24 protein-coding genes and 2 pseudogenes are annotated in these 25,244 nt (G+C 70.5%); 9 read left to right on the top strand and 17 right to left on the bottom strand.

All coding sequences use genetic code 11. From position 1 onward, the window contains the following. Nucleotides 1-92: 92 nt before the first annotated feature. Nucleotides 93-263, bottom strand: coding sequence for an NAD(+)--rifampin ADP-ribosyltransferase (locus ACIBG6_RS04975; protein WP_399221086.1), 171 nt, complete (start codon nt 261-263; stop codon nt 93-95). 41 nt (nt 264-304) lie between these two features. Then, nucleotides 305-2,557 carry an FUSC family protein gene (locus ACIBG6_RS04970; RefSeq protein WP_399221085.1) on the bottom strand — a complete coding sequence of 751 codons (2,253 nt, stop codon included), beginning with the start codon at nt 2,555-2,557 and terminating at the stop codon, nt 305-307. 174 nt (nt 2,558-2,731) lie between these two features. On the opposite strand from ACIBG6_RS04970, the gene ACIBG6_RS04965 reads away from it, so the two are divergent. Next, nucleotides 2,732-3,244 carry a GNAT family N-acetyltransferase gene (locus ACIBG6_RS04965; protein ID WP_399221084.1) on the top strand — a complete coding sequence of 171 codons (513 nt, stop codon included), beginning with the start codon at nt 2,732-2,734 and terminating at the stop codon, nt 3,242-3,244. A gap of 20 nt (nt 3,245-3,264) precedes the next feature. On the opposite strand, the gene ACIBG6_RS04960 is transcribed toward ACIBG6_RS04965, so the two are convergent. Beyond that, nucleotides 3,265-4,368 carry a PP2C family protein-serine/threonine phosphatase gene (locus ACIBG6_RS04960; RefSeq protein WP_399221083.1) on the bottom strand — a complete coding sequence of 368 codons (1,104 nt, stop codon included), beginning with the start codon at nt 4,366-4,368 and terminating at the stop codon, nt 3,265-3,267. Nucleotides 4,369-4,628: 260 nt separating this feature from the next. Between ACIBG6_RS04960 and ACIBG6_RS04955 the strand changes: the two genes are divergently transcribed. Next, nucleotides 4,629-5,018: a VOC family protein gene (locus tag ACIBG6_RS04955; RefSeq protein WP_399221082.1), complete on the top strand. Its 390-nt coding sequence runs from the start codon at nt 4,629-4,631 to the stop codon at nt 5,016-5,018. Nucleotides 5,019-5,083: 65 nt separating this feature from the next. On the opposite strand, the gene ACIBG6_RS04950 is transcribed toward ACIBG6_RS04955, so the two are convergent. The 4 genes and pseudogenes from ACIBG6_RS04950 to ACIBG6_RS04935 all read right to left on the bottom strand — a co-directional run bounded on the left by ACIBG6_RS04950 (nt 5,084) and on the right by ACIBG6_RS04935 (nt 9,909). Further along, nucleotides 5,084-6,310 carry a pyroglutamyl peptidase gene (locus ACIBG6_RS04950; RefSeq protein WP_399221190.1) on the bottom strand — a complete coding sequence of 409 codons (1,227 nt, stop codon included), beginning with the start codon at nt 6,308-6,310 and terminating at the stop codon, nt 5,084-5,086. A gap of 244 nt (nt 6,311-6,554) precedes the next feature. Further along, nucleotides 6,555-7,184, bottom strand: a complete 630-nt coding sequence (locus ACIBG6_RS04945; RefSeq protein ID WP_399221081.1) for a flavin reductase family protein — start codon at nt 7,182-7,184, stop codon at nt 6,555-6,557. A 635-nt stretch (nt 7,185-7,819) separates the two neighbouring features. After that, nucleotides 7,820-8,017: pseudogene (locus tag ACIBG6_RS04940) on the bottom strand (alpha/beta hydrolase); the annotation flags it as partial. A 62-nt stretch (nt 8,018-8,079) separates the two neighbouring features. After that, on the bottom strand, nt 8,080-9,909 hold the full coding sequence (locus tag ACIBG6_RS04935) for an ABC transporter ATP-binding protein (RefSeq protein WP_399221080.1): 1,830 nt from the start codon (nt 9,907-9,909) through the stop codon (nt 8,080-8,082). A 942-nt stretch (nt 9,910-10,851) separates the two neighbouring features. Between ACIBG6_RS04935 and ACIBG6_RS04930 the strand changes: the two are divergent. Beyond that, a pseudogene (locus ACIBG6_RS04930) lies at nt 10,852-11,331 on the top strand (hypothetical protein); the annotation flags it as partial. Between the two features lie 13 nt (nt 11,332-11,344). Here the strand turns inward: ACIBG6_RS04930 and ACIBG6_RS04925 are convergent. The 3 genes from ACIBG6_RS04925 to ACIBG6_RS04915 all read right to left on the bottom strand — a co-directional run bounded on the left by ACIBG6_RS04925 (nt 11,345) and on the right by ACIBG6_RS04915 (nt 14,564). Beyond that, nucleotides 11,345-12,397 carry a polyprenyl synthetase family protein gene (locus ACIBG6_RS04925; RefSeq protein WP_399221079.1) on the bottom strand — a complete coding sequence of 351 codons (1,053 nt, stop codon included), beginning with the start codon at nt 12,395-12,397 and terminating at the stop codon, nt 11,345-11,347. Between the two features lie 113 nt (nt 12,398-12,510). Next, complete coding sequence (locus ACIBG6_RS04920) at nt 12,511-13,659, bottom strand: tetratricopeptide repeat protein (protein WP_399221078.1); 1,149 nt, start codon at nt 13,657-13,659, stop codon at nt 12,511-12,513. A gap of 254 nt (nt 13,660-13,913) precedes the next feature. Further along, nucleotides 13,914-14,564: a DUF4360 domain-containing protein gene (locus ACIBG6_RS04915; protein WP_399221077.1), complete on the bottom strand. Its 651-nt coding sequence runs from the start codon at nt 14,562-14,564 to the stop codon at nt 13,914-13,916. 480 nt (nt 14,565-15,044) lie between these two features. On the opposite strand from ACIBG6_RS04915, the gene ACIBG6_RS04910 reads away from it, so the two are divergent. Beyond that, nucleotides 15,045-15,242 (top strand): hypothetical protein, encoded by a 198-nt coding sequence (locus tag ACIBG6_RS04910; protein ID WP_399221076.1) that lies wholly within the window; start codon nt 15,045-15,047, stop codon nt 15,240-15,242. Between the two features lie 261 nt (nt 15,243-15,503). On the opposite strand, the gene ACIBG6_RS04905 is transcribed toward ACIBG6_RS04910, so the two are convergent. From ACIBG6_RS04905 to ACIBG6_RS04880, 6 genes are all read right to left on the bottom strand, one after another. Next, the gene (locus tag ACIBG6_RS04905) at nt 15,504-15,923 is read right to left on the bottom strand and encodes a hypothetical protein (protein WP_399221075.1); all 420 of its coding nucleotides are present in this window, start codon (nt 15,921-15,923) and stop codon (nt 15,504-15,506) included. An 840-nt stretch (nt 15,924-16,763) separates the two neighbouring features. Further along, on the bottom strand, nt 16,764-17,132 hold the full coding sequence (locus ACIBG6_RS04900; RefSeq protein WP_399221074.1) for a hypothetical protein: 369 nt from the start codon (nt 17,130-17,132) through the stop codon (nt 16,764-16,766). A 181-nt stretch (nt 17,133-17,313) separates the two neighbouring features. Continuing rightward, the gene (locus tag ACIBG6_RS04895) at nt 17,314-18,135 is read right to left on the bottom strand and encodes a TauD/TfdA family dioxygenase (RefSeq protein WP_399221073.1); all 822 of its coding nucleotides are present in this window, start codon (nt 18,133-18,135) and stop codon (nt 17,314-17,316) included. Between the two features lie 129 nt (nt 18,136-18,264). Then, complete coding sequence (locus ACIBG6_RS04890) at nt 18,265-18,609, bottom strand: EF-hand domain-containing protein (protein ID WP_399221072.1); 345 nt, start codon at nt 18,607-18,609, stop codon at nt 18,265-18,267. A 21-nt stretch (nt 18,610-18,630) separates the two neighbouring features. Then, a complete protein-coding gene (locus ACIBG6_RS04885) occupies nt 18,631-18,810 on the bottom strand; it encodes a hypothetical protein (protein WP_399221071.1) in 180 nt (59 codons plus the stop codon). Between the two features lie 267 nt (nt 18,811-19,077). Next, nucleotides 19,078-20,058 (bottom strand): arylamine N-acetyltransferase, encoded by a 981-nt coding sequence (locus ACIBG6_RS04880; protein ID WP_399221070.1) that lies wholly within the window; start codon nt 20,056-20,058, stop codon nt 19,078-19,080. Between the two features lie 185 nt (nt 20,059-20,243). Between ACIBG6_RS04880 and ACIBG6_RS04875 the strand changes: the two genes are divergently transcribed. The 4 genes from ACIBG6_RS04875 to ACIBG6_RS04860 all read left to right on the top strand — a co-directional run bounded on the left by ACIBG6_RS04875 (nt 20,244) and on the right by ACIBG6_RS04860 (nt 23,283). After that, nucleotides 20,244-20,774, top strand: a complete 531-nt coding sequence (locus ACIBG6_RS04875) for a VOC family protein (RefSeq protein ID WP_399221069.1) — start codon at nt 20,244-20,246, stop codon at nt 20,772-20,774. A 5-nt stretch (nt 20,775-20,779) separates the two neighbouring features. Further along, nucleotides 20,780-21,583: a MerR family transcriptional regulator gene (locus ACIBG6_RS04870; protein ID WP_399221068.1), complete on the top strand. Its 804-nt coding sequence runs from the start codon at nt 20,780-20,782 to the stop codon at nt 21,581-21,583. A gap of 381 nt (nt 21,584-21,964) precedes the next feature. After that, entirely contained in the window at nt 21,965-22,795 is an 831-nt protein-coding gene (locus ACIBG6_RS04865) for a glycoside hydrolase domain-containing protein (protein WP_399221067.1), read from the top strand. Nucleotides 22,796-23,133: 338 nt separating this feature from the next. Next, nucleotides 23,134-23,283 (top strand): hypothetical protein, encoded by a 150-nt coding sequence (locus ACIBG6_RS04860; protein ID WP_399221066.1) that lies wholly within the window; start codon nt 23,134-23,136, stop codon nt 23,281-23,283. A 410-nt stretch (nt 23,284-23,693) separates the two neighbouring features. On the opposite strand, the gene ACIBG6_RS04855 is transcribed toward ACIBG6_RS04860, so the two are convergent. After that, nucleotides 23,694-24,296, bottom strand: a complete 603-nt coding sequence (locus tag ACIBG6_RS04855) for a TetR/AcrR family transcriptional regulator (protein WP_399221065.1) — start codon at nt 24,294-24,296, stop codon at nt 23,694-23,696. A gap of 78 nt (nt 24,297-24,374) precedes the next feature. Here ACIBG6_RS04855 and ACIBG6_RS04850 point away from each other — a divergent pair, with 78 nt between their 5' ends. After that, entirely contained in the window at nt 24,375-24,812 is a 438-nt protein-coding gene (locus ACIBG6_RS04850; RefSeq protein WP_399221064.1) for a VOC family protein, read from the top strand. Nucleotides 24,813-25,244 lie beyond the last annotated feature (432 nt).

Genomic DNA, 25,244 nt, shown 5'->3' with positions numbered 1-25,244 from the left:
TGGCCGTCACCCCCGGAGGCGCAGGGAACTCCGGCGCCTCGGGCCAAGGATGCGCTTCACCCCCGCCCTGAAGGGCGGAGCACTGCGCAAGATCAGAGGTAGATCCGACCCGGGTCGTCGCCGGCGGCAAGCTCAGCACCCCAGGCGGCGGCGTCCAGGGTCTCGGTGACACAGACGTGGCGGGACACCCGCCCTGCCTCGAAGTTCGACGCGTGGCCTGCTCTCACCAGGTCCCCGGGGAACGAGGTCCGCCTTCGTCCCATGGAGGAGGTGTCCTGCCTGGTAGACCTGGAAGGGAGCGGGTTCACTGCTCATGGGTACGCCGTCGGTCGTCGAGCGCGGAGGCCGGGTGTGCCCGCGACACCGCCGCTGTCGCTGTCAATTCGGCTTCGGTCGCGGTTTCCGCAGCGAGCCGTTCCAGATCTGTGGCCAGTGAGGCCAGCCAGGACATGGTCGCGTAGTACACGCGCGGCGCTGCGCCGGGCGGGTCGGCGGCCATGGTGGCGGAGGCCGTCGGGGCGTGGAGCGGTGCCGGTGTCTCCGCGGTGTCCTCGGTCGGGTCCGTGTGGGCGGAGGTCAGCAGCATGCCCGCCGCGACCCGGTCGCCGGTGCGGATGAGGGATTCCGAGGCTTCCCGGCCCAGCGGCGGCATCACGACCGGCTCAGCCGGTACGAGAAGCCGGTCGGCGCCCCACAGGGTGTGGTGTCCGGCGATCAGCGCGGCCTGCCAGTCTCGGCGGACCGTCGGCGGGCCGATGCTCTGGGGTTCACTCTGGTACTGCGCGTACGCCGACTCGGCCATGACCAGGGCGTGTTGCAGGCTGCGGTGCCCCTGCGCCGTGGGCACCGGCACGCGCCGCCCGCCCGCCGCGATCTGCGCCGTCGTGGCCACCACGATCTCTGCGGCGATCCGCAGCAGCACCGCGACCGACCGCCGCAATTCGTCATGGGCGCCCCGCGGCCAGGCGAGCAGTCCGAAGACGGCGCCGATCGCGCTGCCGGCCAGCACGTCGAGCAGGCGGAACTCGGCGAGCTGCCAGGTGGCCGGTGCCAGCTGCGCGAAGACGAGCGCCACCACCACCGTGAACAGCGCCTGCGCCCAGCCGACGCCCTTGACCGGCCCCAGCGTGAACGTGACCAGCATCAGCGGCGGGAGTGCCACCGCGTACACCTCGATGTCGGTGCCGACGATTGCCAGCAGCGTCGCTGCGACCAGAGCGCCGACGAGGGTGCCGGTCAGCGCCTTCCGTTCCGTCGTCCGGGTCTCCCGCACCGTCGTCCGCGTCAGAGTGAGCGTCGCGAGGAGCACCCAGAAGCCGTGCGGGAGCGTGTCGATGCCCGCGATCAGCCGGGCTGCCGCCAGGGCCAGACTGATGCGTACGGCGTTCTGGAAGAACACCGACCGACCGCCCGCGTGGCCCGAAAGGCGTCGCCACCACAACCGAGGTGCCCGTTGCCGTGCATACCAGAACCGGCCCGGCTCCGGTACGTCGGCCGCTCGGCCCCGTACGGCGATGTCGGCCGCCGTGGACATCGCGAGTGCCGCGTCCGCCACCTCCAGGAGCGCCGCGTTACGGCGCAGCGTGGCGGGAGAGCTGTCCTCGGTCGCCGCAAGCGCCTGACGCGCTTGCTGCAAGGTGGTGTGCGCCCGCCCGTCAGGCACACGGCCCCGCAGCCGGGCGGCCGTTTCCCGCGCCACCTCCATGACCGCCCGCAAGGGGTCCGGTCCCCTCGTCGCCCCGGCCTGCTCACCCCCTGCACCGCCCGCGTCGGCTGCGTCCGCCGGCGGTACCGCGCCCTGAGGGGGCGGCGGCAGCACCGTCAGTCTGCCGAGCAAAGTACGCGTCGCGAGGCCCGTGTGGGCCAGTGCCCGCTGCCGTACCCCCGCTCCGGCCGGTCGGTCCGCCTCCGGTACCCGGGAGGAGCGGAGCCCCGTGCTCAGGGCCCGGGCGGTGTGCAGTGTGGCCTCCGGAAGTGTGTACGGGGCGGTGTGCAGCCGATCCGCGCACCGCGCGGCGCAGTCGGCGGCCCGGGCGGCCCGTTCTCGGTAGGGCAGGGCAGGCGGCTCGGGCAGCAGCGTCATCTCCGCGATGATCAGCACGGCGAGCCCGAACGTCGCGCCCGCGAGCCGTTCACCCAGCGAGCCGGGGTCGTAAGGGGGGAAGGACGGCAGGATGTACATCAGCTGCAGCCCCGTGGCCGCGCCCGCGAATCGCGGTCCGCCGACGGCCATGAACGCCAGCGCGAACCCGACGACCAGCATCCCGAGCACCGCGCTCCACGTCCGCACGGACAGGTAGGTGCCGAGCGTGATCAGCACCCAGCACACCGGCGCCACGCCCACCAGCAGCATGGCCCGCTGTCGCCCGGAGCCGGGGAGACGGGACAGCCCGGCCATCGCGATGGCGCCGAACAGCGCGTAGGTCGCGCCGACCGGCAGGTCGAAGCCGTAGAGCAGCACGTAGAACCCGGTCCCGGCAGCGATCGTGACGCGCAGCGCCCTTCGCGCCGCCGCCCGGTAGGCGGGCGGCAGCCGTCGCGGGAACGGGCCACCCATGCCCCCAGGATCGCCCGCACGGCGGCACCCGGCACGACGGGGGCCGGCATGACGGGGGCAGCCGGGACCCGGTGACCAGGGCGTCGGCGTCGCCTCGCGCAGATCGCCGAACGGCCCGGTCGATCGCCGCACCCGGGTAGCCCACCGGGCGGCCCCCGGGGCAGGCTGGTGCGCATGAACGAGTTGCGCGGTGCGGGCGTCGTCCTACGCCCTTCCGGACCCGGGGACATCCCAGCCCTGACGGCCATCCGGACCACCCCGGAAGTCCGGGCACGGTGGCGTGGCGGGGACGACATGGCGGCGGAGGTGGCGTCCGACCTCGCGGATCCTGCCACGCACTGCCTGACGGTGCTCCACCACGACCGGATCGTCGGAATGATCCAGTGGTACGCAGAGGAGGACCCGGAGTACCGGCACGCGGGGATCGACCTGTTCCTCGATCCCTCGGTACACGGCGAGGGTCTCGGCACCGACGCCGTCCGCACCCTCGCCCGCCATCTGGTCGACGACGTCGGCCACCACCGGCTCGTCATCGACCCGGCCGCCGACAACGTCGCTGCGATCCGTTGCTATGAGAAGGCGGGCTTCCGGCCAGTCGGCGTGATGCGGCAGTACGAGCGGGACGCGGACGGCAGCTGGCACGACGGGCTGCTCATGGACCTGCTGGCGTCCGAGCTGGTGCGGTGATCTCGGCTCGTCCGGCTCGGTCAGCCCGGCCCTGAGGTGTCCAGGGTGAGGATCAGGAGGGTGACGTCGTCCTGGATCTTGGGGGCGAAGCGGCTCAGGTCGGCCCAGATCTCGTCTGGCAGCTGATCCAGGCCGACACCGGTCATATGGGTCAGACGCTCGACGAAGGGGTAGAAGGCGCCGGAGGCGTCCCGTGCCTCCAGGACGCCGTCCGACGCCAGGAGCAGCCGGTCCCCGGGCAGCAGCGCCACCGTGGCGGCGGTTCCGGGCGTGACGTCGGCGAGGCCCAGCCCCAGGGGCGGTCCGGGGGCGAGTTCCAGGGTGCTCACGGCTCCGCCGCGCAGCAGGATCGGAGGCGGGTGGCCGCAGGCCAGGACACGGACCTCCCGCCCCTGCGGAGCGATGTCCAGAAAGACTGCCGTGGCGAAGAGTTCCGCGTGCTCCGTCCACGCCGAGTCGACCACGAGCCTGCGGTCAAGGCGTGCCGCGATCGCCTCCGCGTCCACGTCGTCCAGCACGGCCTCTCGGAACGCCCCCAGGACGGAGGCGACCGTCGCGACGGCCGACAGGCCGTGCCCTTGCACGTCGCCGAGGACCGCCCGCACTCCGTGGGGTCCGGTCCGGACGTCGAAGAAGTCGCCTCCCACCAGCGTGCCGCGCTCGGCGGCACGGTACAGGCTCGCGCAGCGCACGGGCCCGACCCGCCGCCGTACGTCCGGGACGATGGCCCGCTGGGCTGTCTCGGCGACGGTACGTTCCAGGTCGAGCTGCTCGTCCCGGCGGCCACGGACGAAGGAGACGAAGACGCTCAGGGTCGCGACGAAGCCAAGGGTGAAGAGGTCGGTGTTGCCTGGCTGGTCGAGATGGAAGAAGGGAATGGTCAGCAGCCCGATCGTCGCGGCGCAGAGGAAGGCCGTGGCCCACGGTCCGTAGGCCAGGACGGCCAGCGGAGGCACCGCGCCGAGCAGGAATCCGATGTCCAGCGGGAAGGAGTCGGTGAGGGAGGCCGCTCCGACCCCGACGAGCAGCAGCACGGGCAGGACCCGCACCCAGCGGGGCGGCGGAGCGCCGCGCAGCCAGCTTCGCCGGTACGCACCGGTCGCCGCCTTCGTTGCCTTGGCCACACCACCAGGCTCCTACGCCGGAGTGCGCCGTGCACCTCACGGCCGCCGCCCACCGGGACCAGGGGGTGACGTGGCCGTCACTCATTGCCCGGGGAAGCCGTGCGCCGGGAGCGCGGCGAGGATCAGCCCTACGCCGGGAGTCCGGCGAGGAGCACTCGACGCCGCGCCGAAAATCCTACTAAGCTGCCTGGCGACATCGCGTGCCGGTCACCGACTGGGTGAGGCATGGAGGTGTCAGGAGATGCCTTCGGAGGCATTCCTTGCCAGTCGAGTTGAACCACACGATCGTTCATGCCCGGGACAACCGGGAGTCCGCGGAGTTCTTCGCGAATCTGTTGTCCCTTGAGATCACCGCGGAATGGGGACCGTTCATCGCGGTCGAACTGAGCAACGGCGTCACGCTGGACTTCGCCGCCATCCCCGCGGACGAAATCACCCCGCAGCACTACGCCTTCCTGGTCTCCGAGGCGGAGTTCGACGCGGCCTACGCGCGCATCACACAGGGCGGCATCGAGCACTACGCCGACCCTCACCGGCAGCACCCCGGCGCCATCAATCACAACGACGGCGGACGCGGCGTGTACTTCATGGACCCGGTCGGCCACGCCATGGAGCTCATCACCGTGCCGTACGGTGGCTGGCCGGCGTAGTCCCGCCGCCGGGAGGCGCTCCCTGACCGCGCACCCGGCGTCGGCCGCCGCCTCACTCAGGCCCGCTACGACGAGGGGTGCGCGGAGGACTCCTGGGGGGCGGCGGCCACAGCGACGATCGCCCGCACCTGGGCGATGATGTCGAGCCGGTTCCGTACGAACTCCGGGTCGGTGACCCCGCCCGTCGCCGGGTCGGCGTTTCCCGGGCCGAACTGGAGGACCGGCGTGTGCACATGACCACCGGGCAGCGTGGTCAGGCCGAGGCGATCGCGCAGCAGGGTGGCCCGGTAGGCGATCTCGTTGGACAGGTAGTCGCCGCCGCCGCCCGCCCGGGCGACGGAGCCGGGCGTCGGCCCGTCGGGGCGGACGACGGGAGTGTCGGCCCCGGCCGGCAGCTCGGTCACCGACGTGTTGTCGTACACCGGGAACCGGCCGGTGGACGCCGCCGTGATCGCCGCGTACGGGAGGCTCGTCGACGTCCACTGGGGCTGTGTGGCCGGATCGGCGACGGGTACGGTCTCCGTACGGGACAGGTTCTCGTTGTCGGGGAAGCCTCCGCGCCAGGCTCCGTTGGTCCGTTCGATGTCGAACCGACCGGGCCGGCCCTGGCTCACCGTGGTGAAGAGGTCCACCTTCGGAAGGTGCCGCCGCAGCGTCCGCTCGACCGTGCCGTCGGCGAAGTCCGCCCAGCGGACGGGGAAGACGGCCGTCTCGACGCGGGCGAGGGAACCGTCGGCGGTACGCAGCCAGGTGCCGTCCAGGGCGAGGGCGGCGGCCCCGGAGGGGTTGCTGATCCGGACGTCCCGGTCGAGCGTGAACGGGTCGAATCCGGTCAGCAGGATGCGCTTCACGCCCTTCCCGGCCGGGTAGCGGATCGAGTCCTGGCCGCGCGAGGAGCGCTCGAGCCGATCGAGCAGCCGGGCCCGTCCCTCCTCGGTGATCCCGAAACCGGGCTTCCAGGACCGGAGTTCACGGGTGAGCGCGGTCCGCGACCAGTACAGCGGACGGTCGTCGTCCGGCGAGAGGTCTCCTCCCGCGTTCCCCCGACCCTGAGCCCGGTCCACAGCCCGCCGCCAGAGCCCCGATCCGTACCGGACGACCGTCCGCTCCGCCTCGACGAAGGAGTCGGCGCCGGCGAGGGCGTCGGCCAACTCCGGTGCCAGGGAGTCGAATCCACTACGCCTCAGTATCTCCTGAGGCGCGACCCGGTCGAGCCGGGCCTCCTCGACGGAGGCCGTGGTCGTCCCGGCCGCCGAGGCGGGTGGGGTCGCCAGGGTCAGGGAGACGGCCACGAGGGGGAGGGCGAGGGCGCTACGTATCGAGGTCACTGGAGTCCTTTCACACGAACATGATGTTCCGTCAGAAGTGGACCTTCACAAAGGAACTCATGCTACGGCGCACTCACCACGCCCGCCGTGAAATCCACCGGGCCCGCACCATTCCGTCCGACGGATCACCGCGGAGCCCGAGGGACATGGGTGACAGCCGCGGCAGAATCCTTTCCCGGCATGACGGCATGACGGTATGGGCGAGCGATCACCCGACGCGCGCGGCGAGCTCGGCCGTTTCCGAGCGGAAGCCGTGGCCTACCTCCGGAGCGAGCCCGTGGTAGTGGCGGAAGTTGTAGATGAGCGGGCTCCACACTCCGGGGTCGACGTGGTCCGTGCCGGGAACGACGATGCGCTCGTGGGCGTGGACCCGGACCACCTCGCACTCGACGGAGAAGAAGCGGCCCTCTCCGCCAGGGTTCAGCGCGACGGCCCTCGCCTCCAGCTGGAGGGGCGATTCGACAACCCGGGGCGGCCGTACGAGGTCGGAGGGTTGCGGGGTCAGTCCTGCGGCGGCGAACTTGTCGGGCTCGTACCGGTACACCGCCCGCTTGCTCTCCGGCACCGGATGGGCACCGGTCAGCGGCGCCAGGCGCTCGATCTGCTCCCACAGATCGGGAGAGGCGAGGTTGATCACCACGTCCGGCCGCTCGGCCAGGTTGCGCACCGTCTGGTTCTCGCCGCCCAGTCCCAGGACCACGTTCTGCCCCAGCGCCCAGGCGGACGAGATGGGAACGAGGTTGAAGGTGCCGTCCTCGTTCTCCGTGGTGAGCAGGACCACCGGCGTTCCGAAGTACAGGATGCTCGGACGTATCACTCGATGCGTGTCAGTCGTCATGCGGGATAACGCTAGGCGCGCGACCCTTCGATGGGCGCCGAAGCGTCGTCCCCTGGTGGCAGGCGGCCTGTTGGCGGAGGAGCGGAAAGGCCGCAACCGCTACGTCCGGCTCGCCGACCCCGGCATCGCCGAGATGATCGAGGCACTTGCCGCACGGGCTCCCCGGCATCCGGTACCCGTACGCTCCCTCACCGCGGCCCGCAGTCACCGGGAGCTGGCCTTCGCCCGCATCTGCCACGACCACCTGGCCGGCTCCCTGGCGGTTGCGATCACCGACGCGATGACCACAGAAGGGTTCCTGACCTGGGACTACGGGCCGACGCTCACCGCTGCGGGAGCCCGCTGGATGAGGGAGCTCGGCATCGTCGACGAACCCGCCGCCTCGTTGCCCCGACCGCGTGTGCGGACGTGCCTCGACTGGACCGAGCAACGGCCCCACCTGGCGGGCGGTGTCGGAGCCGCCGTCTTCCGCCACGCCGTCGAGGAATCCTGGCTCGTCCACACGCGCGACACGCGGATCGTGAGACTGACCGACCACGGCCGGAGCGCGCTTCGCCTGCACCTGCGGCTGCACCTGTCGGCACGGTCCTGCCGGCCACAACAGAGGAACGGTGACCTGCCGGGCCTCCTCGCGCTGGGCGCAGGGCACGAAACCCCCGGCGGAGGTCGGCGCGAGTCTGCTCTTCGGCGGCGGAACGGGGCCGGTCACCGCACCCGGCGGCGTCGATGGTGGCCGGCGCTCAGCCGTACGCCTCGGAGTGCCGGGCCCGGGCCACCAGCCGGGACTGATTCTCGGGCAGGCCGTTGGTGTGGGCCATCAGGATCAGCGGGGCCGACACCCTCGCCGTCACCGTCGTGTCGGGCCGCTGGGCCGGCTGACGGTGCCCACCGGGGTCTACACCTGCTCTGCCTTGGCGGAGGTGGCGGTGGTGTCGTCGAGGAAGCCGCCGGACTGGTGCTGCCACAGCTTCGCGTAGGCACCCTCCGTGGCGAGCAGCTCGTGATGCGTGCCCTGCTCGACGATGCGACCGCTGTCGAGGACCACGAGCCGGTCCATGGTGGCGACCGTGCTGAGCCGGTGCGCCACCACGAGCGCCGTCCGCCCTTCCATGAGGCGCCAGAGCGCGTCCTGCACCAGGATCTCGCTCTCGGAGTCCAGGGCGCTGGTCGCCTCGTCGAGCAGCAGGATCGGCGCGTCGCGCAGGATCGCCCGTGCGAGGGCGACCCGCTGGCGCTGGCCGCCGGACAGCTTCACTCCGCGCTCCCCCACCATCGTGTCGAAGCCTTCGGGCAACGTGTCGACGAACTCCGTGACGTGCGCTGCCTCGGCCGCACGGCGGATCTCGGCGTCGGTGGCGTCCGGCCGGGCGAACGCGATGTTCTCCCGCAGCGTGCGGTGGAACATCGCCGGGTCCTGCGGCACATAGGCGATCAGGCTGCGCAGTTCGGCCTGCCGCAGCCGGCTGATGTCCTGTCCGCCGATCGTGATCCGACCGCCGTCGATGTCCGTCATCCGCAGCAGCAAGCGGGTGAGCGTGGTCTTGCCGCCGCCGGATCGGCCGACGAAACCCACCTTCGCCCCGCTGGGCACGGCCAGCTCGAGGCCCTCGAAGAGCGGCTTCGCGCCCGCGTGGGCGAACGTCACCTGCTCGAAGTGCACATCGGCGCCCTCGGAGAGGAGCGGCTCCGGCACCTCCGGGTCCCGTACGGCCGGCGGGGTCAGCAGCAGTTCGGTGAACTGCGCGGCCTCGGTCATCGAGCTTTCCAGGCGGCGGTAGATCTGGTTGAACTCGAACATGATCCGTGTGGCGTTGGAGTAGTAGGTGAAGGCGACGACGACGGCCTCGACCCCGTGCTCCCCCGCGCCGAGCGAGAGGGCGAGAAGCAGGCCGAGGACATTGGTCAGCACAGACATCGGTGCGATCAGAGTGTCGATGCGCAGGTTGCCGTAGTCCCAGGAACGCAGCATGAGGCGGCGCGATTCGGCGACACGGGAGCGGTGCTCGGCGGCCTCGCGTTCTTCGGCGGCGAACGACCGGACCGTGTCCATGTTCATCAGGCTGTCGGCGACGTGGCCCGACACACGGGCGATCGCCTCCTCCCGCTGGTCGACGAGCGCCTGGCGGCGACGGATCAGGGGGCACACGCACAGGCTCGTGACCGCGATCATCGTCAGGAGCCCGACGACGAGCAGGGGTTCGTACGTCCACAGCACCACCGACGCGAAGATCAAGGGCACGAACTTGCCCATCACCGAGAAGGTGAGCGTGTCGACGAACTCCTCGAACCGCGAAGCGAAGCTCAGGACCCGCTTGGTCAGTGAACCGGCGAAGTTGTCGTGGAAGAAGGCGGCGTCCTTGGCGAACAGCGCGTCCATGCCGATCACGTACAGGTGCTCGATACCGAGGGCGTCGAGACGGTTCAGGGAGTGCAGCCCGACGCGCCACAGCGCCTCGGCGAGCAGCAGCACGCCGGCGAAGCCGAGGACGTAGGGCAGCATCGGGCCGACACCGACACCGACGTCGGTGTCCCCCGCGATGCTGCCGACGAGCTTGGCGACGATGAGCGGCACGATGTAGAAGATTCCGATGTTGCCCAGTGCCGGAAGCAGCATCGCGGGCACCGCCCACGATTTGAGGCGGGTCAGCTCCCGTCCATAGAAACGAAGCGCGAGGAGTACCGAGCCTCTGCTTGGCGAACTCTTGCGCGATTCAGGCTTTCCCATCCGAATCCTGCCTTTCGTATCGAAGCGGGACAGGATTGACAGTTTTCCGTGTGGAGACTCGCGCCGTCCAAAGGTTTTCCCGACGTTCCTCCAGCGAAGCCCATGAAGCCCCACAAACCCAACTCGGCTCAATTGCCCCGTCAGTTGACTGGTCATCATTTCAGAGGTCTTATTCTCCGCCGCAACGCCGAGCCGGAACGCATGAACGAATCGGACGGACGTGAGAGCGAGATACGGGGGATTTGAACGAAGCGGGCGAGGCCGCGGCCGGTGCTCTTACTCCGAGGCTCACCCACCACCGTCTGGTCGGCGGTCCGCCTGGACGGGGACGGCGCTCGTGCACGACAACGCTCCCCGTCGGCGCCGGCCACGAACGCGCGCGCCCTTGGGTTCCGGACGTCCTTCTCGGTCAGGCCTCCCGAGCGGCACTCATGCCCGTTTCCCCCACTCCGGACGCCCTCGGCGTGCCCCCGGAGCACGACGGCCCGCCGGGCGGAAGCTCGGCAACTCGCCTACTGCGGAGGATTGTTGAACGATGCCCATGTGGATGCAACCCCGTCGGATGGTTCGGCTTCCCCTCGGGATCGACCGCGCGGACGGTGGCCGCGAGCGCCCGGCGCAGTGCTGTGCTGCGCCGGGGCCGTGCCGTTCAGGAGGCCGACGTGGACGAGGAGGATCGGCCACTGCAAAGTGGCCGACCGTACTTACTGATCGGACCAGCGATCTCCTACGAGACGGGGGAACAGCGCGAGATGGACAGTACACAGCTCGTCGCGGCGGTTCGGCGAGGGGACTCGGAAGCCGTGACCGCGTTGCTTGAGGCCGGAGCGGTCCCGAACGCTCAGCTGAGGCACCCCTCCCCCTCCTCTCGGCGCGGCAGCTCGCGCCGCCTGCCGGTGCTCGCCGGGGACGAGGACCGGACAGTAAGGGCCGAAGCCGGCCGGGCACTGCCAGGGCCGCCCCGAGCGGGCCGACCAGGTCTGCTCCACCTCCGCGGCCGGCGCGATCACCAGCGGCGGCAGCAACCCGTCCCAGCTGCCGATACGGCCCGGCCACCGGCCAGGCCGTCAAGACGACCTCGCCCGCCGGCGGCACGCTGACGGAGGAGTACGACAAGCTCGGCCGGTAGGTCTCCTACACCTACGACACCGCCCTCGAGCCCCGTGACCTGGCAACCTCCACCACGGACTCGGTCGGCGGTACCTTCGCCGCCACCTACGACGCCGACGCTTCCCTCGCCACCGAGAAGCTCCCCGGCGGCTACGCCCTGACGGTCGCCGAGGACACCACCGGAGCTGCGACGTCCGGGGTCTACACCGTGACATCGACGGACAGGTCGTCTACTCCGACACCGTCGAGGAATCCGTCCACGGCCAGGTCACCGAGCACGCCGGCCGGTCCGCACAGGACTACACCAACGACCAGGACCCTGGCGTCACCAGGTGCGGTCGAGCAAGTGGGTGAACAGCACGTCCAGTTCCTGTGCTGCGGGGTGCGTGAGGGACGCCTCTCGCAGTGTGCAGTGAGCTGCGTCCAGGTGTCGGCGTGCTTCCCTGCGGGTCCCGGACCGGCCGCCGGCCTCCTCCACGAGCGCCGCAGCGTATGCGGCGGTCTCGCCGTCGATCCGCTCTCCGGAGTCGAGCAGCACCGCGAGTTCGTGCGCAGCCTTGCCTCCGCCGACCAGTGCGATGAGCACCGGGTAGGTCTTCTTGCCCTGCCGGAGGTCGGCGTGGACGGGTTTGCCCGTCACTCTCGAGTCGCCCCAGATACCGAGGATGTCATCCACCGCCTGAAATGCGAGGCCGAGATGGCGACCGGCTCGGTCGAGTGTGGTGACAGTCCTGTCTGGGGCGCCGCCGAGGGTCGCGCCGAGCGCGAGCGCGCAGCCCAGCAGGGCTCCGGTCTTGCGTTCGGCCATGGACCGGTACTGTTCCGGCTCGACCGCCCCCGGTCCGTGCCAAGGGCGGTCCTCGAAGCGCAGATCCTCCGCCTGGCCGGACACCAGCGCGTTCAGGGTGCGGCAGAGGTGCCGTACCGCGGCAGCCGTGTGGTGGCCCGGGGTCTCGGCCAGCCTCGTCACGGCCTGGGCCAGGAGCGCGTCGCCGGCCAGGACGCCCGGGCCGGTCCCGTAGGCCTTCCAGACCGCCGGGCGCTGCCGGCGCAGGGCGTCGGCATCCATGATGTCGTCGTGGAGGAGCGAGAAGGTGTGGACGAGTTCGACGGCGACGGCGCCCGGGACGGCGACGGCTCCGTCCGCGCCGACGGCCTCGGCCCCGAGCACGGCGAGCGTCTGCCGCACCCCCTTGCCCTCGGATCCGTCCGGGTCCGGTTCTCCGGTCACATCGGCCCAGCCCAGTGCGTACGCCGCCATCTCACCGGTCCAGGGGTGCAACCGGCCCACCGCCTCCACCAGCGCGGGCCGGACCCGATCACGGCACCGCCCCAGGAGAACGGCCGCCGAGGCCTCGTGCACACGAGAGATACTCACCGCGGTCACGGTCGTGGCGCCCGGCGCGCTGTCCAGCGAGCAGACCGGGGCGGACGTCGGGAGAGCAGACGTCGGTCGAGCAGGCGTCGGGAGAGCAGGCGTCGGGAGGGCGCTCACCGCAGCCCCTCCACGTCGACCTTCCGCAGGGCTTCCGTCCCGACCGCCGGCAGCGCCGGTGCGGCTGCCCCCGGTCCGTCTCCGGTGTGATCCGGCAGTGGGCCGACCCCCAGCTCGGCCGCGGCCTTGTCCACCATGTCCCGGGCGTGCCGCAGCCCGATGCGGTCCAGCGTCGTGCGGAGTCCGGTGAGTTCCGCGGCGGTGTCCGCGCCGTCGCGGCCCAGGCGGGCGTCGGCCTTGACCAGTCCGAGCCGCGACAGTGCCGTCCCCCGCGGCTCCTCCATCTCGCGGAACTCCTCCAGTGCCTGCGCGTACAACTCACGGGCCTGCTCGTAGCGTCCCGCCCGGTACAGCACGTTGCCCCGCATCTTGTGGTTGTAGGCGAGCGCGCTGGCCAGCCGTATCTCTCGGCATGCCTCCTCCGCCTGCGACAGCAGGGACAGGGCCCGATCCACGTCCCCGTCCCGCACGGACACCACGTCGGCGATGCCCCGCATGGCCCATGCCCATCCGCGTCGGTCCTCCGCGCGCGACGCCGTATCGGCCGCCTCCTCGAAGAGGGCCAGGGCCCGGTCGTAGGAGCCCGTGTTGCGGTGCATCTGCGCTATGCCCTCCAGCGCCCAGACCGTGTGCCGGGCCTCACCGCGGCGGCGGGCCTCGGCCAGCAGCTGTTCGTGCAGCCTCCCGACCGCCTTGTAATCGCCCTGGATTCGCCCGGTCTCGGCGAGCCCCGCCAGCGAGTACCCCCGCACGACGACGTCCCCGCCCCGCTCCCCCATCTCGGCCGCGAGCCCCAGCAGCCGGTACGCCAGCCTGAGCGCACCGCGCTGGCGGGCCAGGGTGCCGCCGCTCCACAGCGCCCACGCCATGGCCCCTTCGTGACCGGCCGAACGCGCCGCCCGGTAGCTCGCCTTCCACGCCCGGTCGGCCTCCTCGATCCGCCCGAGCCTGCGGCATGCTTCTGCCACGGCCAGCCCGCAGCGCGCCGCCTCCCGCCGGTCCCCGGCCTCCTCGGCCGCCCGGAGTTCCTGGACGCCCCGGGCGAGCACCTCGGGCAGTGAAGCGTTCACCGACAGCGAACCCAGCGCCCCTTGGTACTCCGGCGCCGACGCCATCGCCGGCCTCTCCGTCACCTGACCTGCCATCAGAACCTCCTCCGGTCGACTCGACGATCAAGCCGACGCGAAGCTCAAGACGGCTGTCCCGGGCCCGGGTTCCCCATCGGTCGCAATGTCCGTCTCCGTGCGGGCACCGGCTCATCCTCAAGTACTACGCGGTGGTCGGAGCTCCTCAGCGAGACGTACACCTGCGAGGTCCGTGTGAGGGAGATCCCTCTGGCGGCGACAGGGCGGCCGGGTGGGCGGCCGGGCGCGTCGGTGCGCCACGGCCGCCGCGTGCGTCAGCCGGCCGGGCACTCCTTCCACGCCAGGTGGTAGACCGTGCTGATGTCACCGTCCGTGGAGTCCATGGTCATGTAGCTGGTGGCGCCCGGGCTCGACGTGCCGGCGTTCACCCGGAGTTCGGTATTGATGTTGAAGTTGCGCTGCACGCCGCAGGGCGCCCAGACCAGTTGTGCCCAGTCGGTGTCGTCGGTCGCCTGCCAGTTGTCCTCGTACGGGCCCCGGAAGGTGTGCGTGCGGGAGGCGGTGTTCGGCGAGCCCTGGAAGTAGTACGAGGCCTTCTCCGTGCTGCTCGCTCCGCGCTGAAGCGAGGCGTAGCCCCGGTAGTCGGCGCTGGCGACCGCGTACGTGAATCCCTGCGGCACGTGCACCAGAAGGTTCAGCTGACAGTTCCTGCGGGCCGCCGTGGGTGAGGAACCGCCGCCCACCTGCGCGAGGTACTCACTGTAGGTGACGGTGAAGGCGGTGTTGTCCTCGGAGACGGCGATGGCGGCGGTGCCCAGGGGGCAGCCGGATCCGTTCACCGTGGCGATGTCGATGACGATCCTGTCCGGCGGCGGGTCGACGATCGACGACGGGCCGGCTTTGACGGGCAGGGCCGAGGCGAACAGCGCGGCGACCGCCGCGCTCACGAGCAGGGGAAATCTCATGCTTCTCCCATCCAGTGCTTCGGTTGCCATGGACGCGGACGCACGGGTACGTCCGCGCCACGGACTGGGATGCGGTGCGCCACGCTGAAGTGCGGTGGCCGTCACGGACCTACCGCGGTGGAGGCCTGGCGCGCGGAATCGGAAGGGCCGGAAGTACTCAATGGGGTAGTCCAACTGGCAATGGTTGAACTATCATGAGAATGAGTTCTTTCCGACCACCCCGCCTGTATAAGCGGGGATGGTCGAATGCTAGGGGCCCGCGCACGTCGAGGCAGGGTGGCGCCCAGCCATTAACTACCTCCCGGATCACCTCTTTTTGGCGTGGATGGGCGCATGGCGCCTCTCGAAGTCGATGGGCCAGGGCTCGACTGGGCCGATGCGGCAGGGCTACGAACACCAGGCGCCGACCGGTGCGTACCCCGGCCGGCGATTTGGGTGGGGGCAGCGATCGGTCGCGATCCGTCTGGATCAGTCGACCGGATGGACGAGTTGGTGGTCGATCGCGGGCTTGATGTGATCAACGATGAGCTCAGGCACGATGCGGGAGTCGATGCAACCGAGTACGACGGCGAACGGATGCTGTCCCGAGGCCACTTCCCTCCTGACGGCGAGCGTCTCGTGAGGGTGTCGCTCGTGGTGGGTGCGCCAGCGCCGGTTGCCCACGTTCAGCTCGCCTAAGGCCTCTGCGGGGGGGGGCGGGCCGCGGCTCCTCGTTCACCAGAGGCGTGGCCGAAGCTGCGGGAAGATCCCATGCCCAGGACCCTGCGGTCAGCGCCGCTCCGGTGAGGGCGGTGCGCAGAAGTGCCCAGCCGTGCGGGGCGCCAGAAGGGCGGGCCGCGGCGAGGACACCCGCCGGCCCGACCGGCCACGCCCGTTCCGCTCCCCGGCCGCCGAGTAGCGACTGCGAGTTCTCCCGCTCCGGCCGCGACCTGCGCCGGACTATTCGCTCGGCTCCACATGCGCGTTGTCGATGTACAGATGCAGTTCGCCGTGCTCCGAGCATCTCAAGCCGACAGAGATACGCCGCACGGCATCGTCCTGGCCGAGCACCATGGCGACAGCCACCTGATACACCATGCTTCCGCCGGAGCATCTGAAATAGTCCCCGGACGACAGAGAAGGAAGCGGGGTCACGGACGGTATGAGTCTCCATGGGAAGACAAGTGTCGGTGAGGGAAACGTCGCAGGGTCGTCCCCGTGCCACACCCCGATCGCTATAAGGCAGCCCACGCAGTAGCAGTCCCCCGCCCACACCTCGAACTCGTCCACACCGTCCGAGCCGCACAGCCGGCAGGCCACCGGCACGGCCACGACCCGCTCACCCGTCTCTGCCCGCACAGACGCCTCTACCAGCGACATCAAGCCGGCGTACTCCGTACCCGCCGTACCCGCTTCGATCGACTCCGCGTCACATCCGTGGCCATGATCCATCTTTTGATCTTCGCACCACCCATCGCTCGGGTTGGCCGCCGGCCGTGCGGCGCATCATCCCGAATGTGCCGCATCCATCCCGATCCCCGATCCCCGATCCTTAGAGACCATCCCGGCGGCCTGCAGTCCTCAGAATTCTGTGGCGTTCCGAATTCGCCAGAGACTCGAAGGGGACGCTGACCGTCGTGCGTTTCGGTGATGCCGTGCGGCGTCGGTCACTCGTGGCTTTCCGCGAGCACGTACCCCGAGGCAAGCAGCTCGTCCGGACACGTCGAGGCCGCACCGCCACGGCCTTAACCTGAACACGAAGTCCGGAAATGCCGTGACGTCTGCGCGGCCCGGCCGGGGTACGAGATGCCGGCGAAGTAGGCGCGGGCGGCCTGCTCCAGGTGTCGGATCCTGCTGGCGCGGGGCGCGGAAGTCATCTCGGTGGACGCCAGCGTGAGAGAGGCACCTACCCGTCGCGGCCGGTCGTCGGGGGGACTCGCGACCACAGCCGGAACGCGTCTTGACATGCCAGGACCACCGACGACACCCGGCCGGACAGCCTCGATGAGATGGACGTGCCAGCATCTCGGATGCACCTCCCACAGCAGCGCCGCGAGGAGATCTCGGCCTACTACCGTACGGGCGGCCCCTTCTCCGGCGGTGCGGGCGCCATGTGACGTCCGTCGGGCTGCCGTCGCCCCGCTGTGGTTCCCTCCTGTCGAGCCCCGCTCGTTCCGCGGCGTGGCCGGACGGCGTCCGATATCGCCCCGGGTGGGCCGTTCAGGCGCCTTCGTCGAAACGGCCCGCCTCCACCTGGAGGGCGAGAGTCTGCAGCACCTCGGCCGAGGAGATGTCCGTCCGTCCGTCGTCATGTGTCACGGCGAGGCTGGTGAAGGCGAGGGTGAAGCCGGAGATCATGGTGTGCAGCACGGGACCGAGAGCTACGGCGAGGAGCCGGGCGACGTCCTGTGGAGCGGCGTCGGCCGGCACTCTGATGTGGGGCAGCATCTCGTTCAGCATCTGCGTGACCACCCGCGGTTCGATTTCGGACGCGCGCTCGAAGTCGTCTTCGTCCTCCACGGCCCGGCGGATCTCCTGAGCCTCCGTCAGGATGGCGATCACGCGCTTCAGAACCTCAGCTCGCTCCATCCCCGGAGCCTAGCCTCGCGTGGCCCGCCGCGCGTGAGGTCTGTGTTCACCGAGGTGTTTCAGGGGTGGCTCTCCCGCTTCCGCTCCCGCCGCTGGGCATCGTCAGACGGCAGGCCGTACCGAGAGCGCGGCCGTCTGAGGCTTGTGCCCGGACGTATGCCCGGATCCGGGGCGTGGTGTTTCAGTCGGCCCACATGCGGACCAGGCATCGGGAGAGCAGTGGGTCGTGCGGGTCGGTGAAGGCAGTCCGTCCGTGCAGGACCTGCCTGTTGTTGACCAGGAGGAAATCGCCCCGGAGCAGAGTGAACCGGAGTGCTGTCCGTGGATCGGTCAGGATCTCGTCGAACGCGTCCAGTGCTGCCAGGTATGCGCCCGAGACAGGATGGCCCGTCTCGTACTGACCGCGTTCGATGTGGTGGCGGTTGTAGAGGGTCTCCAGCCTTCCCGACCCGGGTGGACGGCGAAACACGGGGAAGAGCCGTTCGAACCCGTCGCCCCGCCCGAAGTGGACCTGCTGGTACAGGCAGCGGAGCAGGCCGGGTTGTTCGGTCAGCAGGCGGTTGTGCACGGTGGCTCCGCTGACCAGTACCGACTCACCGCCGCTCATCGCCGGCCGGACGCACAGCAGGCCGAGCACCCGCGGTGGTCGCCGTTGTGGCGACCGGTCGGTGTGGGGCGGCAGCGCGCCGTCGCCCCGCTCCTCCCCCACGGATTGCGTTCCGGCGGTCACCAGCCGGTCCGCCGAGGCGCCGCTCGGTCGTACCTCTCCCAGGGACCGGCCGAGCCGTCTGGCCGCATCGGTGCATTCCCCGTCGGATGATCCGTCCAGTGCCAGGCCTCGTACGACGGCGAAGCCGGGCCCTTCGCGAAGGCGTCGATCGACATGCCCGGCCGCGGTCGTCCAGGCATGCCGGAGGGCTTCCGCGTCGGACGTGTCGGTCCCGGTCGGGGCGTGCAGCTGGACCAGCCAGTCGTCCTGCCGCAGCGAGTCCCGATCCCACACCAGGGGTCCCTCAGCAGCGACCCGCCTTGTCACGTACTACCTCCCGTCTCGTCCTCGGCCCGTGCGGGGCGCAGGATCTCTGCTCGGGAACTTCGCCATGCAGGCTGTCCGTCGGAGCGCGGTCGATCGTCAGGTGCGGGTCGGCACGGGACCGCACAGGTGGTTGCCGGGTTCGGTCGGGTCGGCGCCGGTCCAGAACTGGATCCACAGTTCCGTGAACTCGGGGCGGCTGAGGTAGCCGTCCCCGTCCTGGGCGAGGTGCTCGAAGATGTCGGCGATGTCGACGCTCCCGGCGTGCCACGTGTCGACCAGCCGTTGGTGCCCGGCGGGAGCGATCCGGCCGTCACCGTTCTCGTCGGCGGCGTCGAAGATGGTCTCGACGGTCGCGGCGACGACCTCGCGCATCGCGGGGAGCCGGTCCGCCATGGCGAGGATCTCGTCCAGGTCGACCTTGCCGTCCTTGTTCGTGTCCACGTGGGCGGCGAGGTGATCCCATCATCCCAGCATGACCGTGTCCACGCGTGCGGCGAGTTCGGATCCCGGGCGTACACGGGGCAGTCCTTTCCAGCGTTCTGCGAGGGCCTGCAAGTGGCGCCGGTCGAGATAGCCGTTGTCGTCGGCGTCCATCGCGCGGAACATGTCGAGGAGCTTGTCGCGCTGGAACTCGTTCGCCACTGTCCGCCCTTCTGTCGGGATCTCCGCGATCCTGCCCTGGAGCGGCCGCGCCCCAACGGCGCCCAGTGGCGCGGAAGGGCGCGCCCGAGTCCCGCTCGTGTGCTTGATGCGTCGCGCGCCCTGTTTGGCTGTCCGCGATCACGCGCAGGGGTGTCCCTCGCCCTGAGACCTCTCCGGTGGGCGATTCGGGCGCCCCGGGCGCCGCTTGATCCGAATCGACGGCCCAGCGCCCTCCCCGTCCCGGGGCTTGGACCGCATGCCGTTCGGTCAGGTCCTCGGCGTCGCCGCGGCTGCTCGGCGGGCAGTGATCTCGTGGAGTTCCTCCTGTGTGAGGCCGATCCCGAAGACCTTGCGCAGGATTCCGTCGAGGGCCTCGGGGGCGATCTCCTGGGTGGTGCTCGTCCCGTCGGGGCGCGTGGTGACGAGCGTCAGGTCGTCCAGGCTGTAGTGGGCGGTCGGGGTCATGCGCTGCGCGAAGAGCCGGCGGACGAACGGGGAGCGCGGGTTCGTGCCCACGTAGTGGCTGCCGACGGCGTAGTCGATCGGGTACTGGGCAGTGAGGGTGAAGGTGTGCCGGTCGATCCAGGGGGTCGGGAGCCGCTCAGGGTCGTTGTCCGGCCCGGAGGGGCCGGGGGCGGTCTGGTGCAGCCACCATTGACCGATGCCATGGGCGCCGGGCCGCCGCTCCAGCCGATGGTGCCAGCCGTCGTACGCGACGTGGGCGCCGTCGGCGAGTTCGATCGGTCCGAGCGGGCCGGCCCCGAAGCCGACGTCACACAGCCACTCGCGGTCGTCGTCGCGGGCGGTCACGGCGAGCAGGGCATGGGTGGCGGGGAGAACCTTGGGCGCGCCGAGGCTGACCCGTCCGATCATGCCGGTGACGTGGAACCCGAGGCGTTCGAGGGCGGCGGCGAAGAGGAGAACGTGCTCGAAGCAGTATCCGCCGCGACGGTCGCGAACGAGGCGGGCCTCGATGGAGGGCAGGTCGAGTGGCAGGTCCCGGCCCAGAACGGCGTGGACGTTCTCGAAGGGGATGCCGGTGGTGTGGGCGCGCTGGAGGCCGTACAGGGCGGCGAGGGTGGGTTCGCGGGGGCCGTCGTAGCCGATGCGGGCCAGATATGCGTCGAGGTCGAGCAGCTCGCCGGACCACCGGTCGGGTCGGTGGTCGGTCGGGCTGGGGTCGGGGGTGGAGGTGGAGGTCGGGTCGGTGGTCGGGGCGTCCCCGGTGTCGATCGGCCGGATGTTCATGATTTCAGCCTCCTACCTCGACCTACCTTGAGGTCAAGCGTGGACGCGCCGTCCTGATCGGCGAGTCGGGACCGTGCCCATCGGCGAACGCGGCCTCGAGTGCGTGCGCCCACGCTCCGGCTGCATCCGGCTACAACCGATGCCGGCTTGACCCTCACGTTGCGTGAGGCCGGAGGGTGGGACCCATGAGCGATTACTACAACGCGTTCGACATGAGTCCCGTGCCCACGCCTGGCCCGGATGCGGTTCCGCCGGAGCTGTTCCGTGGCATTTACGGAATGCCCGCGTTCGCGACGATCCCCACCAGCGACCTGTCGGCGTCGGTGGACTTCTGGGTTCGTGGCCTCGGGTTCTTCGAGCTGTTCAGCATCCCCGGCAGGCTTGTGCATCTGCGCCGGTGGGCGTTCCAGGACGTACTTCTCGTCTCGGAGGGAAGGATTGCGGAGCAGGTACCAGCGATGACCTTCAGTTTCGCGTGCGTGCTCAGCCAGGTCGATCCCGTCGTCGATGCGTGTCGTGCGTTGCGCCCGCACTCGGTCGACGGTCCACGGGACACGCCCTGGAACACCCGCGATGTGGAGGTGACCACCCCCGAGAACGTACGGATCGTCTTCACCGCGGCGAAGCCCTTTGATCCGGCCAGTCAGGAGGCGCGGAACCTTGAAGCCATCGGGATCACCCCACCGGACGCCGGGCGCCGGTCGCGGCGACAATGAGCAGCATGCCTGATACCACTGACGCCGATGGCCTGCCTGTCGGCCAGGTCTCGGCACGCCTGGGCGTGACAGTCCGCGCGCTGCATCACTGGGACGAGATCGGTCTGGCGCGACCGTCGCTACGCACGGCTGCCGGGTACCGGCTCTACACCGGTGGCGATCTGGAACGCCTGCACCGCATCGTCGTCTACCGTGAGCTCGGTCTCGGCCTGGACAGGATCCAGGCCGTCCTGGACGACACGACCGCGGGCGCGACCGACGCATTGCGTATGCAGCGCACCCAGGTTGCTGAACGGATCGACCGCCTCCAGCGGCGCATGTCCGGACTGGATCGGATGATCGACGCCCACGAGCGCGGCCTGCTGCTGACCGTCGAGCAGCAGGCCGCGATCTTCGGCCCGCAGTGGATCCCGGACTGGCCCGCCCAAGCCCGTCAGCGCTACGGAGACACGACGCAATGGCGGCAGTACGCCGAACACTCGGCCTCTCGCGGTCCGGAGGAATGGCAGACCATCGCCGACGCCGTTGCCCGCCTCGACCGCGCCCTCGGGGACGCTATGGACGCCGGCGTCGCACCTGGTAGCCCAGAAGCGAATCGACTCGTCGAGCGGCACCGCGAAGTCTTTGCCTCGTACTTTCCCCTCACCAGGGAAATGCAGGTCTGTCTCGGCCGCATGTACGAGGCCGATCCGGGATTCGCTGCCCACTACGACGGCATCCGCGCCGGCCTTTCCACGTGGTTCCGTCACATCACCGACGCCAGCGCCCGCGCCCACGGCATCGACCCCGACACCGCGACCTGGCAGTAGCAAGCGGGCCCGGAAACGCCGTTGGGCACCCGACGCCTTCACGAACTCGGCTGCGCCCCCGGATGCAGGCGCGGCTACGCCGGACAGCCTCGCGACGGTCTCGGGCGTCAAGCAGATCGATGTGGCCAACCCCGACGGAGGATTCGGTGCATCCCGGGGGGCGTCTGCGCCACACGGCGCTGCTGCACGACGGCTGGCGAGACTCCATGATCTCCAGCAGCCTCGAAGGGGAATGGTGCTCGCCAGGCGGGGTCGCCCCGCTTGGCCCGTAGCCTCGCGCGGGACGGGTGCCGGGCTCGGGCCGGTAGATCACGACGGCCTGCTGCCGGTTAGGGTGGGCGGGCTCCGGAAGCCCGGGGCCGATGTCGGATGGGGTGGGGAATGTCGAAGCACAGGCTGTCCAGAAGGGGCCGCTACATAGCCCTGGCGACGACCGGTGTCGTCGTCGTAGCCGGTGCCGGGGTCGCGGCGCAGACCTCGATGGCGGCCACGGCGTGGCCGGCCCAGAAGACGTACACGGGCCGTGCGTTCGACGCCTGCACGGCGCCGTCGCTCACCGCGATGAAGGCGTGGAAGAAGGACGGCTACTACGGCGGTGTCGCCGTCTACGTCGGCGGCAAGAACCGCGGTTGCGCCCAGCCCAACTTGACCAAGTCCTGGGTGAAGTCGGTCGACACGCTCGGCTGGCGAGTGGTCCCGCTCTACGTCGGCGCGCAGCCGCCCTGCCAGAAGAGCAGGAACAAGGAGAGGTTCACCGCGGCCACCGCGGCCTCGGTCGGGGTGAGCAACGCCAACGACGCGATTGCCAAGGCCTCGGCGCTCGGCATGAAGGCCGGCAGCCCGATCTACCTCAACATGGAGTCGTACGACATCGCCGACAAGGCGTGCAACGACGCCACCCTCACCTATGTGCGGGCCTTCACCAAGACCCTGCGCGCCAAGACCTACCGCGCCGGGCTCTACGGCTTCAGCAGCTCCAGCGCCAAGGCGATCGCCACCGCCAAGAACCGCACGGACCTGCCGGGCAACCTCTGGTACGCCCTGTGGAACGGCCAGGAGACCACCACCAAGGACTGGCCCTGGGACCCGAAGCTGTACACCGACCACAGCCGCGCCCACCAGTACAAGGCCAACAGCAAGGAAACCCGCGGCGGCCACACCATCACCGTCGACCGCAACTCCTGGGATGCCCCGGTCGCCATCATCGGCTGACCGACGACGCGCGGATCGCCCCGGACGATGAGACTGGCCTGGCCGCCCTCGGCGCGTGGTCGGCGCAGCCCTCGGTGCGACGGTGGCATGCCACGCAGCGCGTGGGCACGGCTCTACCGCCGTCGGCGAGCAGCCGGGCGGGACGCGGCCGTTCTGGGCGAGACTCGCTCGTACCACTACGTGACGGTGCGGGTGAGCTCCTTCATCTACGAACGCCGCCGCCGTGGTCGGCCGACGGCACCTGGGAGCGGCTACTCCAGCAGGTGCGGGCCGCGGCCGGTGAGATCGACTGGGACATTCGTCGTCCGGGAGCACGTCCTCAAGGACCCCGGGGCAGCGTGCACACGCACACCCGAGCCGTCGGCCTGCTCGGCGACCGCCGTACCGTCACCGGTGTACGGGTCCGGGACGCCGACGGCAGGGAGTCCGAGATGCGTGCCGATCTGGTCGTCGACGCCTCCGGTCGCGCCACCCGGACACCCCAGTGAGTCGCCCGGCTGGGCGTCACCGGTTTCACACGGTCCCGCATCCACCGGGCCTGGCCTACGCGAGCCGGATCTACCGCGCCCCCGGTCCCCACCCGCGGATGGCCCGTGGTCGGCGTACAGGCCGACCCGCGTCTGCCCGGGCCCGGCAACGCGGGCGGCGACGGGCTCGTGGTGCTCGGGGACTGGACGGCGGCCTTCAACCCCCGTGTACGGACAAGGCATTCGGTGGCGGCCCAAGGCGCCCTCGGCCTGCGCGAGGTACTCGCGGCCGCCCCGGGCCCGAACCCCGCCCACCTCGCTCGTCACGCCGAAGGTGCTGATGTCGGCCCTCCTGGGAGCCCTTCGGCCGCCGCTCGACCAGCCCCACCGTGGCTCTTCAGCTCGAACGTCGCCGGCGTCTGCGCTCGAGGTCAGCCCGGGATGCGCAGACCAGCCAGGAGCCGGTCGAGTGCCTGCTGTCCGGCCTGCGGGTCCCCGCCCCGTGCGATCCAGAGCGCGGCCTCGTTCATCGCCCCCGAGAGCAGCCGGGCCAGGGGCTCCACCGGCTGATCCGCGATGGTCCCGGCCGCGGCGAGTGCTGTCAGGGCCTCTGTGAGGTGCCGGGCGGAGGACTCCTCGTCCAGCGTCCGCCATTCGTCCCAGCCCAGCACGGTCGGCGCGTCGACCAGCAGGATCCGTCGCACCGCCGGGTCGGTCCCCGCGGCCAGGAACGCCTGGCAGCCGGCCCGCAGTTGCTCCCAGAGGTCCTCGTGCCGATCGGCCACGGTCGCGACCCGCTCGCCCAGTTCCTGCTGGACCTCGGCGACGACAGCCCTGAAGAGTCCTGCCTTGCTGTCGAAGTGGTGGTAGGCGGCTCCCTTGGTGACCCCGGCTGCGCGCGCCACGTCGGCCAGGACCACTTGGTGGTACCCGTCGGCGGCGAACCGCCGCCGCCCTTCGGCCAGCAGCGCCTGCCGCGTGGCCTCCCGCTGCTCTGCCCGGTTGACCGCCATCACGCGTACCACCCTTTCCATTTCACATACCCAGGGTATGCTAACGCCACCATTCACATACCCGGGGTATGTGAAATGAATCCGACAGGAACCTCTGCCATGACGAATGAACCCATGACCAAGCTCGGCGCCTTCTACCCGGTACTCGCCACCCGGGACGTGGCCGCCTCCCGCGACTTCTACACCCGCCACCTCGGGTTCGAGGTGACCTTCGAAGCGGACTGGTACGTGAGCCTGCGCCGCTCCGACGCCCCGCAGTACGAGCTGGCCCTGCTCGACCACACCCACCCGACCCTCCCCGAGGGCCACCGGGCCGCGCTCGGCGGCGGCCTGCTGCTGAACTTCGAGGTGGACGACGTGGACGCCGAGCACCAGCGGCTCGTGGTCGAAGCCGAACTGCCCGAGGTACTGCCCCTGCGTACGGAGGAGTTCGGCCAGCGACATTTCATCCTCGCTGCCCCCGACGGCGTGCTCATCGACGTCATCACCGTCGTCCCACCCAGCGAGGAGTACGCCGCCCAGTACACCGGCGCCTGATCCCCCACGTCGGGCCGGCCCACCTGATCTCCTACGGGACTCCGCACCACCGCCCCGACCGAGTGTCGGCGTTTCGGCCACCACCCGCTCCGGCCACTGCCCGGGCAGGGCAAGGGTCGGTGTACGTCACACGAACGCACATTCGCCTACCCGCGGGGTTCGCACCACGTCCGAAAGACGTGTGTTCGACCGGCCCGGCATCGTCGTTGAGCCCGACGACACCCCAACTCCCCCTTCCGGCGGCCGCCATGCACCTCCTGCCCGCTCCTCGGATCCCTCTGCCTGCTGCGGCTCAGACCATGCAGTTCCCCCGCCGCGCCATGCGTCCCTCGAGCCGCCGCCCCAGACTGTGCCCGCCGACCCTGACGGCGCGGGCAGCCTGCGAGGCGCCCCCTGTCGTTTCTGCCGCTGCCGCTGCCGCTGCGCCAGCGA

It is taken from the genome of Streptomyces sp. NPDC050842 (assembly GCF_044456565.1).
GTDB lineage: Bacteria > Actinomycetota > Actinomycetes > Streptomycetales > Streptomycetaceae > Streptomyces.
The sequence above is the reverse complement of the archived record's forward strand: the minus strand, read 5'-3'. Positions and strand labels throughout refer to the sequence as shown.